The sequence below is a fragment of the Mycobacterium sp. M26 genome (assembly GCF_001494595.1).
GTDB lineage: Bacteria > Actinomycetota > Actinomycetes > Mycobacteriales > Mycobacteriaceae > Mycobacterium.
Genome location: NZ_LN929908.1, coordinates 2101066 through 2116370 on the forward strand (window position 1 = coordinate 2101066; position 15305 = coordinate 2116370).

The 15305-nt window shown below is 69.4% G+C and carries 15 protein-coding genes; 7 read left to right on the forward strand and 8 right to left on the reverse strand.

Annotated elements, in window-relative coordinates; all coding sequences use genetic code 11:
* Window positions 1-9 precede the first annotated feature (9 nt).
* From BN3385_RS19295 to BN3385_RS19330, 8 genes are all read right to left on the reverse strand, one after another.
* Window positions 10-2178: a malate synthase G gene (locus tag BN3385_RS19295; protein ID WP_059019089.1), complete on the reverse strand. Its 2169-nt coding sequence runs from the start codon at window positions 2176-2178 to the stop codon at window positions 10-12.
* Between the two features lie 10 nt (window positions 2179-2188).
* On the reverse strand, window positions 2189-3106 hold the full coding sequence (locus BN3385_RS19300) for a hypothetical protein (RefSeq protein ID WP_059019091.1): 918 nt from the start codon (window positions 3104-3106) through the stop codon (window positions 2189-2191).
* Window positions 3099-4154 carry a hemolysin family protein gene (locus tag BN3385_RS19305; protein WP_059019094.1) on the reverse strand — a complete coding sequence of 352 codons (1056 nt, stop codon included), beginning with the start codon at window positions 4152-4154 and terminating at the stop codon, window positions 3099-3101. Before BN3385_RS19305 ends, BN3385_RS19300 begins: the two co-directional genes overlap by 8 nt.
* On the reverse strand, window positions 4154-5518 hold the full coding sequence (locus BN3385_RS19310; RefSeq protein WP_059019096.1) for a hemolysin family protein: 1365 nt from the start codon (window positions 5516-5518) through the stop codon (window positions 4154-4156). Before BN3385_RS19310 ends, BN3385_RS19305 begins: the two co-directional genes overlap by 1 nt.
* A gap of 197 nt (window positions 5519-5715) precedes the next feature.
* Window positions 5716-7152: a GuaB1 family IMP dehydrogenase-related protein gene (locus BN3385_RS19315; RefSeq protein WP_059019097.1), complete on the reverse strand. Its 1437-nt coding sequence runs from the start codon at window positions 7150-7152 to the stop codon at window positions 5716-5718.
* A gap of 22 nt (window positions 7153-7174) precedes the next feature.
* Window positions 7175-8635, reverse strand: a complete 1461-nt coding sequence (gnd, locus tag BN3385_RS19320; protein ID WP_059019099.1) for an NADP-dependent phosphogluconate dehydrogenase — start codon at window positions 8633-8635, stop codon at window positions 7175-7177.
* Between the two features lie 52 nt (window positions 8636-8687).
* Window positions 8688-9614: a M56 family metallopeptidase gene (locus BN3385_RS19325; protein WP_059019102.1), complete on the reverse strand. Its 927-nt coding sequence runs from the start codon at window positions 9612-9614 to the stop codon at window positions 8688-8690.
* 14 nt (window positions 9615-9628) lie between these two features.
* Window positions 9629-10045: a BlaI/MecI/CopY family transcriptional regulator gene (locus BN3385_RS19330; protein WP_059019104.1), complete on the reverse strand. Its 417-nt coding sequence runs from the start codon at window positions 10043-10045 to the stop codon at window positions 9629-9631.
* A 245-nt stretch (window positions 10046-10290) separates the two neighbouring features.
* Between BN3385_RS19330 and BN3385_RS19335 the strand changes: the two genes are divergently transcribed.
* From BN3385_RS19335 to ureG, 7 genes are all read left to right on the forward strand, one after another.
* Window positions 10291-11013: a hypothetical protein gene (locus tag BN3385_RS19335; protein ID WP_059019106.1), complete on the forward strand. Its 723-nt coding sequence runs from the start codon at window positions 10291-10293 to the stop codon at window positions 11011-11013.
* Window positions 11014-11118: 105 nt separating this feature from the next.
* On the forward strand, window positions 11119-11547 hold the full coding sequence (locus BN3385_RS19340) for a PaaI family thioesterase (RefSeq protein ID WP_156432813.1): 429 nt from the start codon (window positions 11119-11121) through the stop codon (window positions 11545-11547).
* 47 nt (window positions 11548-11594) lie between these two features.
* Window positions 11595-11897 carry an urease subunit gamma gene (locus tag BN3385_RS19345; RefSeq protein ID WP_059019110.1) on the forward strand — a complete coding sequence of 101 codons (303 nt, stop codon included), beginning with the start codon at window positions 11595-11597 and terminating at the stop codon, window positions 11895-11897.
* A gap of 16 nt (window positions 11898-11913) precedes the next feature.
* A complete protein-coding gene (locus tag BN3385_RS19350; RefSeq protein WP_059019112.1) occupies window positions 11914-12228 on the forward strand; it encodes an urease subunit beta in 315 nt (104 codons plus the stop codon).
* Between the two features lie 25 nt (window positions 12229-12253).
* Window positions 12254-13975, forward strand: a complete 1722-nt coding sequence (locus tag BN3385_RS19355; RefSeq protein ID WP_059019114.1) for an urease subunit alpha — start codon at window positions 12254-12256, stop codon at window positions 13973-13975.
* Window positions 13975-14604: an urease accessory protein UreF gene (locus BN3385_RS19360; protein ID WP_059019116.1), complete on the forward strand. Its 630-nt coding sequence runs from the start codon at window positions 13975-13977 to the stop codon at window positions 14602-14604. The genes BN3385_RS19355 and BN3385_RS19360 overlap by 1 nt, the downstream gene beginning before the upstream one ends.
* Window positions 14605-14614: 10 nt before the next feature.
* Window positions 14615-15295 (forward strand): urease accessory protein UreG, encoded by a 681-nt coding sequence (gene ureG / locus BN3385_RS19365; RefSeq protein WP_059019118.1) that lies wholly within the window; start codon window positions 14615-14617, stop codon window positions 15293-15295.
* Window positions 15296-15305: the final 10 nt, after the last annotated feature.

Here is a 15305-nt window from a genome sequence, read left to right on the forward strand (position 1 = left end):
CCGGGCGGTTCAGGACCCGACGCTCGCCTTGTACTCGCGGCGGCGGCGGTGCAGGATCGGCTCGGTGTAGCCGCTGGGCTGGGCCGCCCCCGCCAGGATGAGTTCCTGCGCCGCCTGGAAGGCGATGCTGCCCTCGGGGTCCGGCGCCATCGGGCGGTAGTCCGGATCCGAGGCGTTCTGCCCGTCGACCACGGCGGCCATCCGGCGCAGGCTGGCCTTGACGTCGTCCTCGGTGATCACGCCGTGCCGCAGCCAGTTGGCCAGCAGCTGGCTGGAGATGCGCAGCGTGGCGCGGTCCTCCATGAGCGCGACGTCGTGGATGTCGGGCACCTTCGAGCAGCCCACGCCGGCGTCGACCCAGCGCACCACATAGCCCAGGATGGACTGGCAGTTGTTGTCGACCTCTTCGTGGATCTCCTCCGGCGACCAGGCCAGTTCGGCGGCCAGCGGGATGGTCAGCAGCTCATCGCGGGTGGTCCGGGACTTACCGGCCAATTCCTTGTGCACCGCGTAGACGTCCACGTAGTGGTAGTGCATGGCGTGCAGGGTGGCTGCGGTGGGTGAGGGCACCCAGGCGGTGGTGGCGCCGGCGCGCGGCTGGCCGATCTTCTGCTCGACCATGGCGGCCATCAGATCGGTCATCGCCCACATGCCCTTGCCGATCTGGGCCTTGCCGGAGAACCCGGTGGCCAGCCCGACGTCGACGTTCTGGTCCTCGTAGGCCAGGATCCAGGGCTGCGTCTTCATCGCACCCTTGCGGATCACCGGGCCGGCTTCCATCGAGGTGTGGATCTCGTCGCCGGTGCGGTCCAGGAAGCCGGTGTTGATGAAGGCGACCCGGTCGGCGGCCGCCTTGACGCAGGCCTTGAGGTTGGCCGAGGTGCGGCGCTCCTCGTCCATGATGCCGACCTTGATGGTGTTCTGCGGCAGGCCCAGCACGTCCTCGACCCGGCTGAACAGCTCGCAGGTGAAGGCCACCTCGTCGGGGCCGTGCATCTTGGGCTTGACGATGTAGATGGACCCGGTGCGGCTGTTCTGGCCGCCCAGCCCGTGCAGGGCGATCAGCGTGGTGAACAGGGCGTCCTGAATACCCTCGAAGACTTCTGCGCCCTCGGCGTCCACGATCGCGTCGTTGGTCATCAGGTGACCGACGTTGCGGACGAACAGCAGGCTGCGGCCGGGCAGGGTGAACTCACCATCGCCGTCGGCCTTGGTGTAGGTGCGGTCGCCGTTGAGCACCCGGGTGAAGGTCTTACCGCCCTTGCTGACTTCCTCGGCCAGGTCGCCCTTGTTCAGGCCGAGCCAGTTGCGGTAGCCGAGCACCTTGTCGTCGGCGTCGACCGCGGCCACCGAGTCCTCGAAGTCCATGATCGTGGTGATCGCGGACTCCAGCACCACGTCCTTGATGCCCGCCTTGTCGGTCGAGCCGACCGGGGACTCCGGGTCGATGAGGATTTCGATGTGCAGGCCGTTGTTGACCAGCAGCACCGACCAGTCGGGGGAGCCCAGCGTGCCGGTGTAGCCGAGGAACTTCTCCGGCTCGGCCAGGCCGGTGACCTGATCGCCCTGCGCGATCTCCAGGACGCCTTCGACGACCGACAGGCCGGTGGCGTCGCTCCAGGATCCACTGGCCAGCGGCACGGCCTTGTCGAGGAACGTGCGGGCGTAGGCGATGACCTTGTCGCCGCGCACCTTGTTATAGCCGGAGCCAGGCTCGGCGCCGCCTTCGGCGCTGATCACGTCGGTGCCGTACAGCGCGTCGTAGAGCGATCCCCAGCGGGCGTTGGCGGCGTTGAGGGCGAAGCGCGCGTTGAGGATCGGCACCACCAGCTGCGGGCCCGCAGTGGTGGTGATCTCGTCGTCGACACCTGCGGTGGTGATGGTGAAGTCGTCCGGCTCGGGCAGCAGGTAACCGATGTCGGCAAGGAACTGCTGGTACTCACCGGCGTCGATGCCGCCGATGATGCGCTGGCGGTGCCACTTGTCGATCTGGGCTTGCAGGTCGTCGCGGCGAGCCAGCAGCTCCTGGTTTTTCGGGGTGAGGTCGGTGACCACCTTGTCCACACCCGCCCAGAAGCTGTCGGGGTCGATCTCGGTCCCGGGCAGCGCCTCGTTGGTGATGAAGTCGTACAGCACCTGCGCCACCCGCAGGTTGCCGACGGACACGCGTTCTGTCATCAAGCCTCCCTCACGACAATCCATTCAGCTTACCCGTCAGTAACGTGCCCTCTTGCGCCGCGGCGGCCTCCAGCAGCAGCTCACAGCGCGAGAGCAGCGCAGCCCGCAACGGTGCGGCGCGCTGGGCGACAACGTTCTGGCAGCGGACGTATTCCGCCCGCCCGGCGGGGTCTTCGACGCGAATCGGTTCGAACCCGAACGCGCTGAGGTCATAGGGGCTGGCCCGCATGTCGAGTTCGCGGGCCTGCGCGGCCAGCCGCAGACAGGCCAGCACGAGGTCCGATCCGACCAGCGGGCCCAGCTTGTAGGCCCACTTGTAGAGGTCCATGTTGGCGTGCAGGCAGCCCGGCTGCTCCCAGTCGCGTTGGGTCGCGCGGCTCGGTGTCACCTGATTGCGCGGGACAGCCGCCGGGGTGAAGAAGCGGAACGCGTCGAAGTGGCTGCAGCGCAACGGCATTGACTCGACGACGGCATCAGTGCCGTCGGCTCCTAGCCGCAGCGGCACCGCGCCGTGCCGGACGTCTTCGGTGCGGTAGACCATCGCCCATTCGTGCATGCCGAAGCAGGTGTACTGCGGTGGGCGGTCGGCAGTCGCCTGCAGCAGGCCGGCAACGAAGCCTACGGTCTCCAGCCGCGAGTGCAGGTACTCCGGGTCGGCCGTCACCCCGGCCGGGCGCGAGCAGTAGCCGGTCCGGTCGAGGTACTCCCGGGCCGCCGGGCCGGCCAGCGCGGTGCCGTAGCCGGGATGCCACACCCGCAATTGGCGGGGCCGCAGGCTGTAGTAGGTGAAGAGGAAATCCCAGACGGGGTGAGCTTCACCACGTTGGGCGCGACGCTGGTGGTCAGCGGTGAGCGCCTCGACGTCGGCGCGGTGGGCGGCGGCCCGGGCCAGCCAGTCGTCCTCGTCGAGAACGACGACTTCAGGCACGGTGGGTTCCGTCGCGCACGGTGCCGACGAGGTCCTCCACCAGGTCTTCGAGGGCAGCCATCGCGCAGACCCGGCCGTCGGGGGCGATGACCATCGCCAGGTGGCTGTTGTCGGCGCGCATCCGCGACAGCGCATCCGGCAGCGGCAGATCAGAGGCCAGCTGCGGCAGCGGGCGCACCACCGAGGCGTCCAGCACGGTCTGCGGGTCGTCGATCTGGGACAGCACATCCTTGATGTGCAGATAGCCGATCAACGAGCCGTCGGTGCCGACCACGGGGAACCGGGAGTACCCGGTATCGGTCAGCGCCTCGGTGACCGCGCTGACCGTGGGGCCCTGACCGGGCCCGGCGACCGGTACCGCGCGGACCTGGGCCAGCGGGACGGCGATGTCGTTGACCACTCGGTTGCGGATCTGCAGGGCGCGGGTCAGGCGCAGATGTTCTTCGGGGTCCAGCAGTCCCTCGGAGCTGGACTCGGCGATCATCTCGGCCAGTTCGACGGTGGACACCGTGACGTCGAGTTCGTCCTTGGCTTCCACACCGAACACGTGCAGCGTGGCGTTGGCCGCCCAGTTGTAGAACGCGATGAACGGCCGGGCGATCCGCACGTACACCAGGTAGAACGGCACCACCAGCATGGCGGTCTTCTCCGGTCCGGCGATCGCGATGTTCTTCGGCACCATCTCGCCGAGCAACACGTGCAGCGTCACCACGATGCCCAGCGCCACCAGGAACGACACCGTGTGCAACACGGCATCGGGCACACCGACGAGGTCGAACGGTGTCTCCAGGAGGTGGGCCACGGCCGGCTCGCCGACCCGGCCGAGCAGGATCGAGCACACCGTGATGCCCAGCTGCGCCCCGGCCAGCATCAGCGACAGCTGCTCACCGGCCCGCAGCACGGTCACCGCGCTCTTCTTGCCCTGTTCGGCGAGGGCTTCCAGCCGGTCCCGCCTGGCCGAGATCAACGCGAACTCGGAGCCGACGAAGAACGCGTTGGCCACCAGCAGCAGCACGGTCAGCAGCACGCCGAAGATGTCACCGCCCATCAGTCGGCCTCCACCGTCGCGTCGTCATCGTGGCCCAGCTCGATCAGCGCCAACTGGTCGATGCGCCTGCCGTCCATCGCGATCACGGTGGCCCGCCAGCGCACCGGGTCATCAAAGGGGCCGTCCGGGTCGAACGCCGACAGTTCGATGGATTCGCCGAGTTCGGGGATATGTCCGAGCTTCTCCAGAACCAGGCCGCCGATGGTCTCGTACTCGCCCTCGGGCGCCCGGAAGCCGGTGGCCTCGTCGACCTCGTCGATGCGCAGCAGCCCGGAGACCTGCCAGCCCAGCGGGGTCTTCTGCACGTCAGGGGTGGAGTCGTCGTGCTCGTCACGCACGTCGCCGACGATCTCCTCGATGAGGTCCTCGACGGTCACCATGCCGGCGGTGCCGCCGTACTCGTCGACCACCAGCGCGGTCTGCAGGCCGTTGGCCCGCACCTGCGCCATCAGGGCGTCACCGTCGAGCGTGGACGGCACCGTCGGCACGGGCACCGCCAGTAGCTTGAGTCGGGTGCTGGCCCGCATCTCGGCGGGCACCGCGAATACCTGCTTGACGTGCACGATGCCGATGGTCTCGTCGAGATCGCCGTCGACCACCGGGAACCGGGAGAACCCGGTCTCGGCGGCAGCAGCCACCAGGTCGGTGATCGTGTCGTCGGCCTGCAGCACCTCGATCTCGGTGCGCGGGGTCATGAACTCCTCGGCGATGCGGGAGCCGAACTGCAGCGAGCGGTTGACGAGCTCCGCGGTGGACTCGTCCAGCGCCCCGCGCTCGGCGGAGTTGCGCACCAGCGACCCGAGTTCCTCCGGCGAGCGCGCCGAGCGCAGTTCTTCGGCCGGCTCGATCCCGAACCGGCGCAGAATCCAGTTGGCGGTGCCATTGGTGGCCTTGATCAGCGGGGTCATCACGGTGGAGAACATCAGCTGGAAGCCCGCGGTGGCCCTGGCCGTCGGCAGCGGTCGGGCGACCGCCAGGTTCTTGGGCACCAGCTCGCCGAACACCATCGACAGCGAGGTGGCGATCAGGATCGCCAGCACCAGCGAGATCCCCGGCACGACGCTGGCGGGGATCCCCACGGCGTCCAGCGCCGGGTCCAGCAGCCGGGCCAGCACCGGTTCCGCGAGGTAACCGGTGGCCAGCGTGGTGATCGAGATGCCGAGCTGGGCGCCGGAGAGCTGGAAGGACAAGGTCCGGTGGGCGCGCTGGACCATCTTGTCGCGGCGGCCGCCGGTGCGGGCGTTGGCGTCGACGGTGCTGCGTTCCAGGGCGGTCAGGGAGAACTCCGCCGCCACGAACATGGCGGTGCCCAGGGTCAGCAGGACGATCGCCAGCAGGCTCAACACGGTATAGAGGACGTTCACCAGGCCCTCACCGACTGGGAGCCGGGCCTTGCGCCCGGCTGTCTAGGGGAGGGTTCGGCCTCGGCCCCGTCCGGTGCCTGCTCGGCCAGGGCAGCCCGATCCGCGGGGGCCTCGACGGGTGCCAGCGGCACTCAGATCCCTTTCCTCAATGGCTCGAACAATCCCTAATGGTAGCGGCTTGCGCGCGCCGCACGGTCTCACCAGCCGGTCGGCAGGGGGTGTCCCTCGGCGAATCCGGCCGCCGACTGAACTCCCAGCACCACCCGGTCGTGCAGTTCGGCGATGGTCGTGGCGCCCACGTAGGTGCAGGTGCTGCGCACCCCGGAGGTGATGTGGTCCAGCAGATCCTCGACGCCACCGCGGTCGGGATCCAGCGCCATCCGCGAGGTGGAGATGCCCTCTTCGAACAGTGCCTTGCGGGCCCGGTCGAAGGCGCTGTCGGCGCTGGTGCGCGCCGCCACCGCACGCTTGGACGCCATCCCGTAGCTCTCCTTGTAGGGCTGGTTGTCGCGGTCGTACATCAGGTCGCCGGGCGATTCGTAGGTGCCGGCGAACCACGAGCCGATCATCACGTTGGAGGCACCCGCAGCCAGTGCCAGTGCGACGTCGCGCGGGTGACGCACCCCGCCGTCGGCCCAGACGTGTCCGCCGAGTTCCCTTGCTGCCGTGGAACATTCGACTACCGCCGAGAACTGGGGCCGGCCGACGCCGGTCATCATCCGGGTGGTGCACATCGCGCCGGGGCCCACGCCGACCTTGACGATCGAGGCGCCTGCCGTGATCAGGTCGCGCGCTCCGTCGGCAGAGACCACGTTGCCGGCGGCCAGCGGGATGCCGAGGTCCTGCGCGGACACCGCCTTGATGGCGTCGAGCATCTTGCGCTGGTGGCCGTGCGCGGTGTCGACGACCAGCACGTCCACCCCGGCCTCGGCCAGCGCGCGGGCCTTGGCCGCCACGTCGCCGTTGATCCCCACCGCGGCGGCGATCCGCAGCCGGCCCGCGGCGTCGACGGCGGGACTGTAGATCCCGGCGCGGACCGCACCGATACGGGTCAGCACACCGGCTAGCGAGCCGTCGGCCTCGGTGAGCACCGCCACATCGACCGGGGCGTGCTCCAGCAGGGCGAACACCTGCTTGGGGTCGGTGTGCACCGGCGCGGTGATGAAGTCGGTGACGGCGACGTCGCGGACCCGGGCGAACCGGTCGACGCCGGTGGTGGCAGCCTCGGTGACCAGCCCGACCGGCTTGCCGTCGGCCACCACCACCGCGGCACCATGGGCGCGCTTGTGGATCAGGGCGACCGCGTCGGATACCGAGTCCTCCGGGCCGAGGGTGACCGGGGTGTCGGCGATCAGGTCACGGCTCTTGACGAAATCCACGGTCTGCTGGACCGCCTCGATCGGCAGATCCTGCGGCAAGACCACGATCCCGCCGCGGCGCGCCACGGTCTCGGCCATCCGCCGGCCTGCGACGGCGGTCATGTTGGCCACCACCACCGGGATGGTCGTGCCGGTGCCGTCCGAGGTGGACAGGTCCACGTCGAACCGGGAGGCGACGTCGGAGGAGTTCGGGACGATGAAGACGTCGTCGTAGGTCAGGTCGTACGGAGGCCGGTGGCCGTCGAGGAATCGCACCCGACCAGCCTAGTTGGCCGGGTTAGGCCTCCACCTCGGTGCGGTCCCCGCTCCACAGCGTGTGGAAGCGGGCGGCCGGGTCGGCGTCGGTGCGGCCGTAGGTGTGGGCGCCGAAGAAGTCACGCAGACCCTGGGTCAGCGCGGCGGGCAGTCGCTCGGTGCGCAGCGCGTCGTAGTAGGACAGCGCGGAGGCGAACCCGGGGATCGGGATGCCCAGCTCGGTGGCGGTGACCACCACTCGGCGCCAGCTGTCGATGCCGGCCTCGACGGCATCACGAAAGTACGGCGCGGCGATCAGTGTGGCCAGGTCGGGGTTCTCGTCGAAGGCCTCGGTGATCCGGTTGAGGAACTTGGCCCGGATGATGCAGCCGCCGCGCCAGATCCTCGCCATGTCGCCGGGAGTGATGTTCCAGTTGTATTCGGCCGAGCCGGCCTGGATCTGGTTGAAGCCCTGTGCGTAGGCGATGATCTTCGACGCGTACAGCGCCTTGCTGACATCGTCGATGAATTGCGTTGCGTCCGCGGGGCGTTCGCCGAGAGCGCCGGAGGCCAGGCCGGTAGTGGCCCGGCGTTGCGGAACCGAGCCGGACAGGGCACGGGCGAACACCGCCTCGGCGATGCCGGTGACCGGCACCCCGAGGTCCAGGGCGGACTTGACCGTCCAGCGGCCGGTGCCCTTCTGCTCGGCCTCATCGACGATGACGTCGACGAGCGGCTGTCCGGTCTTGGCGTCGATCTGGCGCAGCACCTCGGCGGTGATCTCGATGAGGTAGCTGTCCAGGTCGCCGGAGTTCCAGTCGGCGAAGATGTCGGCGATCTGCGGGGCGGCCAGGCCCAGCCCGTCGCGTAGCAGCTGGTAGGCCTCGCCGATGAGCTGCATATCGGCGTACTCGATGCCGTTGTGCACCATCTTCACGAAGTGCCCGGCCCCGTCGGGTCCGATGTGCGTGCAGCAGGGCACGCCGTCGACATGTGCGGAGATCTCTTCGAGCAGCGGGCCCAGCGACACGTAGGACTCGGCCGGGCCGCCGGGCATGATCGAGGGCCCGTTGAGTGCGCCCTCCTCGCCGCCGGAGATGCCCGCGCCGACGAAGTGCAGCCCGCGCTCGCGGATGGCCTTCTCGCGCCGGATCGTGTCGGTGTAGAGAGCGTTGCCGCCGTCGATGATGATGTCGCCGGGCTCCATGGCGTCGGCCAGCTCGTTGATCACGGCGTCGGTCGGGTCACCGGCCTTGACCATGATGATGACCCGGCGCGGCTTCTCCAGAGCGGCCAGGAATTCCTCGATGGTCTCGCTGCGGACGAACGTGCCCTCCGAGCCGTGCGCGTCGAGCAGGGCGTCGGTCTTGGCCACCGACCGGTTGTGCAGGGCGACGGTGTAGCCGTGCCGGGCGAAGTTGCGGGCCAGGTTCGAGCCCATCACGGCCAGGCCTGTCACGCCGATCTGTGCGGTGCCGTTCGTGCTGCTTTGCGACGAGCTCATCTAACGCCTTTCGAATAGGTGTGGTGCGGCAGAGCGGCTTTCGCCCGTAGAGCTAGGTCAAAAACAATCGGTGCAGCTCGGTCAGCCACGGCACCGCGACGGCGACGGTGGGAACGACGAGGATCGCGGCGGCCGCGGTGTAGGCGCCCAGTGACAGCCACACGCTGTTGGGTCTGCCGCACAACCGCCGCACCCGGATGACGGTGGTGGGACCGCCGGCGGCCAGTGCCCCGGACGGGGTGCGGCCCGACGCGCAGGCCACCAGTGCGCGGGCCAGCGGACCGGGCCCGGCGCTGCGCACCGCGGCGTCGTCGGCGAGCAGTTCGACCAGCAGTCGCACGGCGCTCAGCGCACTGCCGCTACGGACGAAGCGGGGGAATGCGGTGTGTACCGCAATGAAGGCTTCCAGCACCAGGTCGTGGCGGGCCCGCAGGTGAGCGCGTTCGTGGCTGAGGATCGCGACCAGTTCGGGATCGGTGAGCGCCGACAGCGTGCCTTCGCTGAGCACCACCCGACTGCGGACCCCGGGCAGGCAGTAGGCCAGCGGTTCGTCGACGTGCAGCACCCGCAGCCCGCTCGCGCCGTCCGGACAGTCACCCAGCAGGTCGACGACCATCCGGTGGTGGGCCCGGCGCCGCCGGGTCGCGATCGCGACCTGGACCGCGGCGACCATCAGTCGCGCGCCGATGAACAGGGTCACCCCGAACACCGAGATGTAGAGCAGCCACAACGGCCAGCCCAGCACCGCGATCTCGCTGGTGATGGTGGCGGTCGGGCGACCATCGGGTCCGGGGACGAACAACCGGCTGGCGATGGCCAGACCGGCGCTGAAGGCGGACAGCACCGCGGCCACGGCAACCGACTGCCAGAGCACGATGGCGGCGCGTGGTGCACGCATCGGCCAGGACGCCCGCGCCAGCACGGCCGGCACAGGGCCGACCAGAGCTAAGGCAAGAAGAGCGAAGGCCAGTGCGGACACACTGTCAGTGTCCCTCAGACGACAGGCGTACCGCCAGCGGGCTGGGATGACCGGTGTTTGGCCTCGAGTTCGGCCAGGGCCCGGCGCAGGGCGTCGGCCTCGTCGGCGCCGACGCGTTCGACGAAGTGCACCAGCGCGGCGCGCCGGTCACCGGAGTCGGCGGCCTGGTCCAGGGCGTCGACCATCAGGCCCGCGACGAGTTCGTCGCGGCCGTGCACGGGGGCGTACTGATGGGCGCGATCGTCACGGATCTGCGACACCAGATTCTTGCGGGCCAGCCGCTGCAGGACCGTCATCACGGTGGTGTAGGCGAGGTCACGTTCCGCGGAGAGGGCCTCATGCACCTGTCGGACGGTCAGCGGCTGGCCGGCGGCCCACAAGTGATCCATCACCGCGCGTTCGAGTTCGCCGAGACGATTCAACTTGGGCATTTTCCGTTCATCTCCGTAGCAATGACGTAAGGGTACTCCCGGTTACTACCGGGCGTCGTATCCAACTTGCCTGGCTCAACTCCCCGCTGCGCTGCGAGTGTTCCCGGCCGTTCGCCGTGATTCAAAAAACGCGCAGGCCAGCACATAGATCTCCTCGCAAAGTGTGACAGCACTCACATAAGGCAAGCCTGTACTAGCTCGTGGTATTTATGGTTAGGCTTGCCTAACTTACACGAGGAGGTGCTGTGACCGCAGCTGTCGCCGACCCACTGATCCGGGCCATGACGATTCGCCGGGTACTGCCGGTGCACGAGTCCAGCCGGCGGTTGCGACGACTGACCCCCGACGCGCCCCGGGTGCACGGTGTGGCCCTGATGGCTGACGTGTCGCGGCGGCGATGGTGGCCGCTGGAACCGGTGGTCCGCAGCGGCCGGCTGGCCGTCATGTACGAGGCCGCCGTCGCCGAGCTGGACAACCGGCGGACCGCCGCCGCGCAGGTCGCTGCGGCCTTCACCCACGCGGTGCTGGGCCGGGTGCTGACGCTGCTGATGCTCGAGGGGCGGGCCTGGGACGCCGGCCCGGACAACCTGTGGATGCACGTCGACTCCGAGGGGGCGATCGACTGGGCCGGCGTGGTCAACCCGACGCTGCGGGTGCTGCCCGACGACCCGGCCAGCACCGGCGTGGTCCGGCTGCCGGGCGAGGCCGCCCTGGCCACCTGGACCGCCCACCGCTGCCACCGCTCGCTGGCTCCGCTGTTCGAGGAACTGCAGGACCTCAGCGGCGGCGCGCTGACCACGACCGCGATGTGGCAGTCGGTGGGGGCCGCCGCGGTGATCACCGCCACCCAGGTGCCGCTGATGTCCGGTGCCGGCGAGGTGGTCTGCATGCGCCGAGCCCAGGCGGTTCTGGACGCGCTGGCCGGCTTCGGCCTGCCGGTGCGCGCCGTGCGCCGCATCGCTTCCTAGCTTCGGACCGCGCCGGAGTCCTGAGGGCTGCAGAGACTCCCGGTCCATCCCGAGGACGGACCCCGCGTATCACGCGCGGGGTCCGTCCCTGTAAACACGTAAATCGTGCAACCGGATCAGTCGCTCACCGAGCAGATCGCCTTCGACGCCCCCTTCGACAACCAGCTCGGGTTGCAGTTCACCGAGCTCACCGTCGACGGCGCCAAAGCCCAGCTCGAGGTGACGCCCAAGCTGCTGCAGCCGATGGGCATCGTGCACGGCGGGGTGTATTGCGCGGTGATCGAGTCGATGGCCAGCACCTCGGCCTACGTCTGGCTCGCGGCCAACGGCGGCGGCAACGTGGTCGGCGTCAACAACAACACCGACTTCCTGCGGGCCATCGGCTCCGGCACGGTCTACGGCGTCTCGGAGCCGATCCACCGCGGCCGCCGCCAGCAGCTGTGGCTGGTCACCATCCGCGATGACAAGGATCGTCTGCTTGCCCGCGGCCAGGTGCGGCTGCAGAACCTGGAAGTCGATCCGCCGCAGCAGTAGCGCCGCCGCCCTGCCGATGCGTGCGCGCCGTGGCAGGATCGCGCACTATGCGCCTGACACCGCATGAAACCGACCGGCTGCTGATCTCCTACGCGGCCGACCTCGCCCGTCGCCGACAGGCCCGCGGACTGAAGCTCAACCATCCCGAGACGGTCGCGATCATCACCGATCACATCCTCGAGGGTGCCCGGGACGGCCGCACCGTCGCCGAGCTGATGGTCAGCGGACGTGAGGTGCTGACCCGCGCCGACGTCATGGACGGCGTGCCGGAGATGCTGCACGACGTACAGGTCGAGGCCACCTTCCCGGACGGCACCAAACTCGTCACCGTCCACCATCCGATCCCGTGACCGCCAGGAGCGCGCAGTGATTCCCGGAGAAGTCCTCCTCGGTGACGGCGACATCGAGCTCAACGCCGGTGCGCCGCGCCTGGAGCTGGAGATCGTCAACACCGGCGACCGCCCGGTCCAGGTCGGCAGCCATGTGCATCTGCCGCAGGCCAACGCGGCGCTGGCCTTCGACCGCACCGCCGCCTACGGCTACCGCTTCGACATCCCGGCGGGCACCGCGGTCCGCTTCGAACCCGGTGTCGCCCAGCGGGTCTCGCTGGTGCCGCTGCGCGGCTCCCGTGAGGTCCACGGGCTGAGCCTGAACCCGCCCGGAAGGCTCGACTTGCGATGAGCGCTTGCGCGAAGAGAATCGACCGATGACCGCGCTGTCCCGCGCGCGCTACGCCGCGCTGTTCGGCCCCACCACCGGTGACCGGATCCGGCTGGCCGATACCGACCTGTTGGTGGAGATCACCGAAGACCGTAGCGGCGGACCGGGCCTGGCCGGTGACGAGGCGGTGTTCGGTGGCGGCAAGGTGCTGCGCGAGTCGATGGGGCAGGGTCGGGCCACCCGCGCCGACGGCGCACCCGACACGGTGATCACCGGGGCGGTGATCGTCGACTACTGGGGAATCATCAAGGCCGACATCGGCATTCGTGATGGCCGGATCGTGGCTATCGGTAAGGCCGGCAATCCCGACATCATGTCCGGGGTGCACCCCGACCTGGTGGTGGGCCCGTCCACCGAGATCATCGCCGGCAACGGCCGCATCGTCACCGCGGGCGCCATCGACTGTCACGTCCACCTGATCTGCCCGCAGATCATGGAGGAGGCCATCGGCGGCGGTATCACCACGATCGTCGCCGGCGGCACCGGACCGGCCGAGGGCAGCAAGGCCACCACCGTCACGCCCGGAGCGTGGCATCTGGCCCGGATGCTGGAATCGCTGGACACCTGGCCGCTCAACGTGGCGCTGCTCGGCAAGGGCAACACCGTGAGCTCCGAGGCCATGTGGGAGCAATTGCGCGGCGGCGCAGCCGGTTTCAAGCTGCACGAGGACTGGGGGACCACCCCCGCCGCGATCGACGCGTGCCTGACAGTGGCCGACGCCGCCGGGGTACAGGTGAACATCCACACCGACACGCTCAACGAAGCGGGCTTCGTCGAGGACACCCTGGCCGCCATCAAGGGCCGCGCGATCCACGCCTACCACACCGAGGGCGCCGGCGGCGGCCACGCACCGGACATCATCACCGTCGCCGCCGAGTCCTATGTGCTGCCCAGCTCCACCAACCCGACCCGCCCGCACACCGTCAACACCCTCGACGAGCACCTCGACATGCTGATGGTCTGCCACCACCTGAACCCCAGCGTGCCGGAGGATCTGGCCTTCGCTGAGAGCCGGATCCGGCCCTCGACCATCGCCGCCGAGGACCTGCTGCACGATATCGGCGCGATCTCGATGATCGGCAGCGACGCCCAGGCGATGGGCCGCATCGGCGAGGTGGTGCTGCGCACCTGGCAGACCGCGCATGTGATGAAGCGCCGCCGCGGGGCCCTGGAGGGCGACGGCGCCGCGGACAACAACCGGGTCCGCCGCTATGTCGCGAAATACACCATCTGCCCGGCAGTAGCGCACGGCCTGGACCATGAGATCGGCAGCGTCGAGGTGGGCAAGCTGGCCGATCTGGTGCTGTGGGAGCCGGAGTTCTTCGGTGTGCGCCCGCACGCGGTGCTCAAGGGCGGCATGATCGCCTGGGCCGCGATGGGTGACGCCAACGCCTCCATCCCGACCCCGCAACCGGTGTTGCCGCGCCCGATGTTCGGCGCCGCACCGGCCGCTGCCGCGGCGACCTCGGTGCACTTCGTTGCCCCGCAGGCCATCGAGGACGGTCTGGCCGACCGGATCGCGGTCAACCGGCGGCTGGTGCCGGTCGGTAATGTCCGCTCGATCGGCAAGGCCCAGATGCCGCTCAACGACGCCCAGCCGCAGATCGAGGTCGATCCCGACACCTTCACCGTGCGCATCGACGGTCAGGTGTGGCAGGAACAGCCGGCCACCGAACTTCCCATGGCGCAACGCTATTTCCTGTTCTGATGTCCATCACGCTGCTCACCCTCGCCGACTCCCGGTTGCCCACCGGGGGACACGTGCACTCCGGCGGGGTGGAGGAAGCGGTCACCAGCCGGCTCGTGGTGGACCTCGCCACGCTGGAGGCCTACCTGCTCCGCCGCATCCGGACCAGTGGTCTGGTGACCGCGTCGATCGCGGCCGCCGTACACCGGGGCGAGCTGACTGTGGCGGCCGCCGACGCTGAAACCGATGCCCGCACACCGGCTCCGGCCACCCGGCTGTCCTCGCGCGCGCAGGGCCGTGGGTTGCTGCGGCTGGCGCGGCGGGTGTGGCCCGAGGGCGATTGGGACGCACTCGGCGCCCGGCCCCATCTCGCGGTGGCGGCAGGCCGGGTGGGCGCGGTCAGCGGGCTGAGCCCCGAGCAGACCGCGCAGTCGATGGTGTACACCACCATGACCGGCACCGCGACCGCCGCCCAGCGCTTGCTGGCCCTGGACCCCGCCGACGTCGCGGCGCTCACGTTCGGGCTGGCTGAGCTCTGCGAACGTACCGCCGTCGAGGCCGCCCAGGGTCTCGCCGACCTGTCCGACCCGCTGCTCGACGAATTGGCCCAGCGCCACACCGAGCGGGACCGCCCCCTGTTCGTCTCCTGAAAGAAGCCTCATGCCACCACATTTCATTGACGGCGAACCGCATTCCCATATCGAGCGGCCCAAGCGGGTGCGGCAGCCCGGCGAGCCGTTGCGGATCGGGATCGGCGGGCCGGTCGGCTCCGGTAAGACCGCTCTGGTGGCCGCGCTGTGCCGGCAACTGCGTGACGAACTGTCGCTGGCGGTGCTGACGAACGATATCTACACCACCGAGGACGCCGACTTTCTGCGCCGCCATGCGGTGCTGCCCGACGACCGGATCGCCGCCGTGCAGACCGGCGGCTGCCCGCACACCGCGATCCGCGACGACATCACCGCCAACCTCGACGCCATCGACGACCTGATCGCCGGTCACGACCACCTTGACCTGATCCTGGTGGAGTCCGGCGGTGACAATCTGACCGCGACGTTCTCCTCCGGTCTGATCGACGTCCAGATCTTCGTCATCGACGTCGCGGGCGGCGACAAGGTGCCCCGCAAGGGCGGACCCGGCGTGACGTTCTCGGATCTGTTGGTGGTCAACAAGACCGACCTCGCTCCGCTGGTGGGTGCTGATCTGGACGTGATGCGCCGCGACGCCGCGAAAGTCCGTGAGGGCCGCCCGACGGCGCTGATCTCGCTGACCGAGGACCCGGCCGCCACGCCGGTGCTGGACTGGGTGCGCGAGCAACTGCGCGTGCACCAGCCGGCCTAGAGTCCGCGCT

What these genes read in the sequence shown, in the direction of transcription:
- BN3385_RS19295 (WP_059019089.1), bottom strand. Translation starts at nt 2,178, where the DNA reads ATGACAGAACGCGTGTCCGTCGGCAACCTGCGGGTGGCGCAGGTGCTG.
- BN3385_RS19305 (WP_059019094.1), bottom strand. Translation starts at nt 4,154, where the DNA reads ATGGGCGGTGACATCTTCGGCGTGCTGCTGACCGTGCTGCTGCTGGTG.
- gnd (WP_059019099.1), bottom strand. Translation starts at nt 8,635, where the DNA reads ATGAGCTCGTCGCAAAGCAGCACGAACGGCACCGCACAGATCGGCGTG.
- BN3385_RS19330 (WP_059019104.1), bottom strand. Translation starts at nt 10,045, where the DNA reads ATGCCCAAGTTGAATCGTCTCGGCGAACTCGAACGCGCGGTGATGGAT.
- BN3385_RS19345 (WP_059019110.1), top strand. Translation starts at nt 11,595, where the DNA reads ATGCGCCTGACACCGCATGAAACCGACCGGCTGCTGATCTCCTACGCG.
- BN3385_RS19355 (WP_059019114.1), top strand. Translation starts at nt 12,254, where the DNA reads ATGACCGCGCTGTCCCGCGCGCGCTACGCCGCGCTGTTCGGCCCCACC.
- BN3385_RS19360 (WP_059019116.1), top strand. Translation starts at nt 13,975, where the DNA reads ATGTCCATCACGCTGCTCACCCTCGCCGACTCCCGGTTGCCCACCGGG.
- ureG (WP_059019118.1), top strand. Translation starts at nt 14,615, where the DNA reads ATGCCACCACATTTCATTGACGGCGAACCGCATTCCCATATCGAGCGG.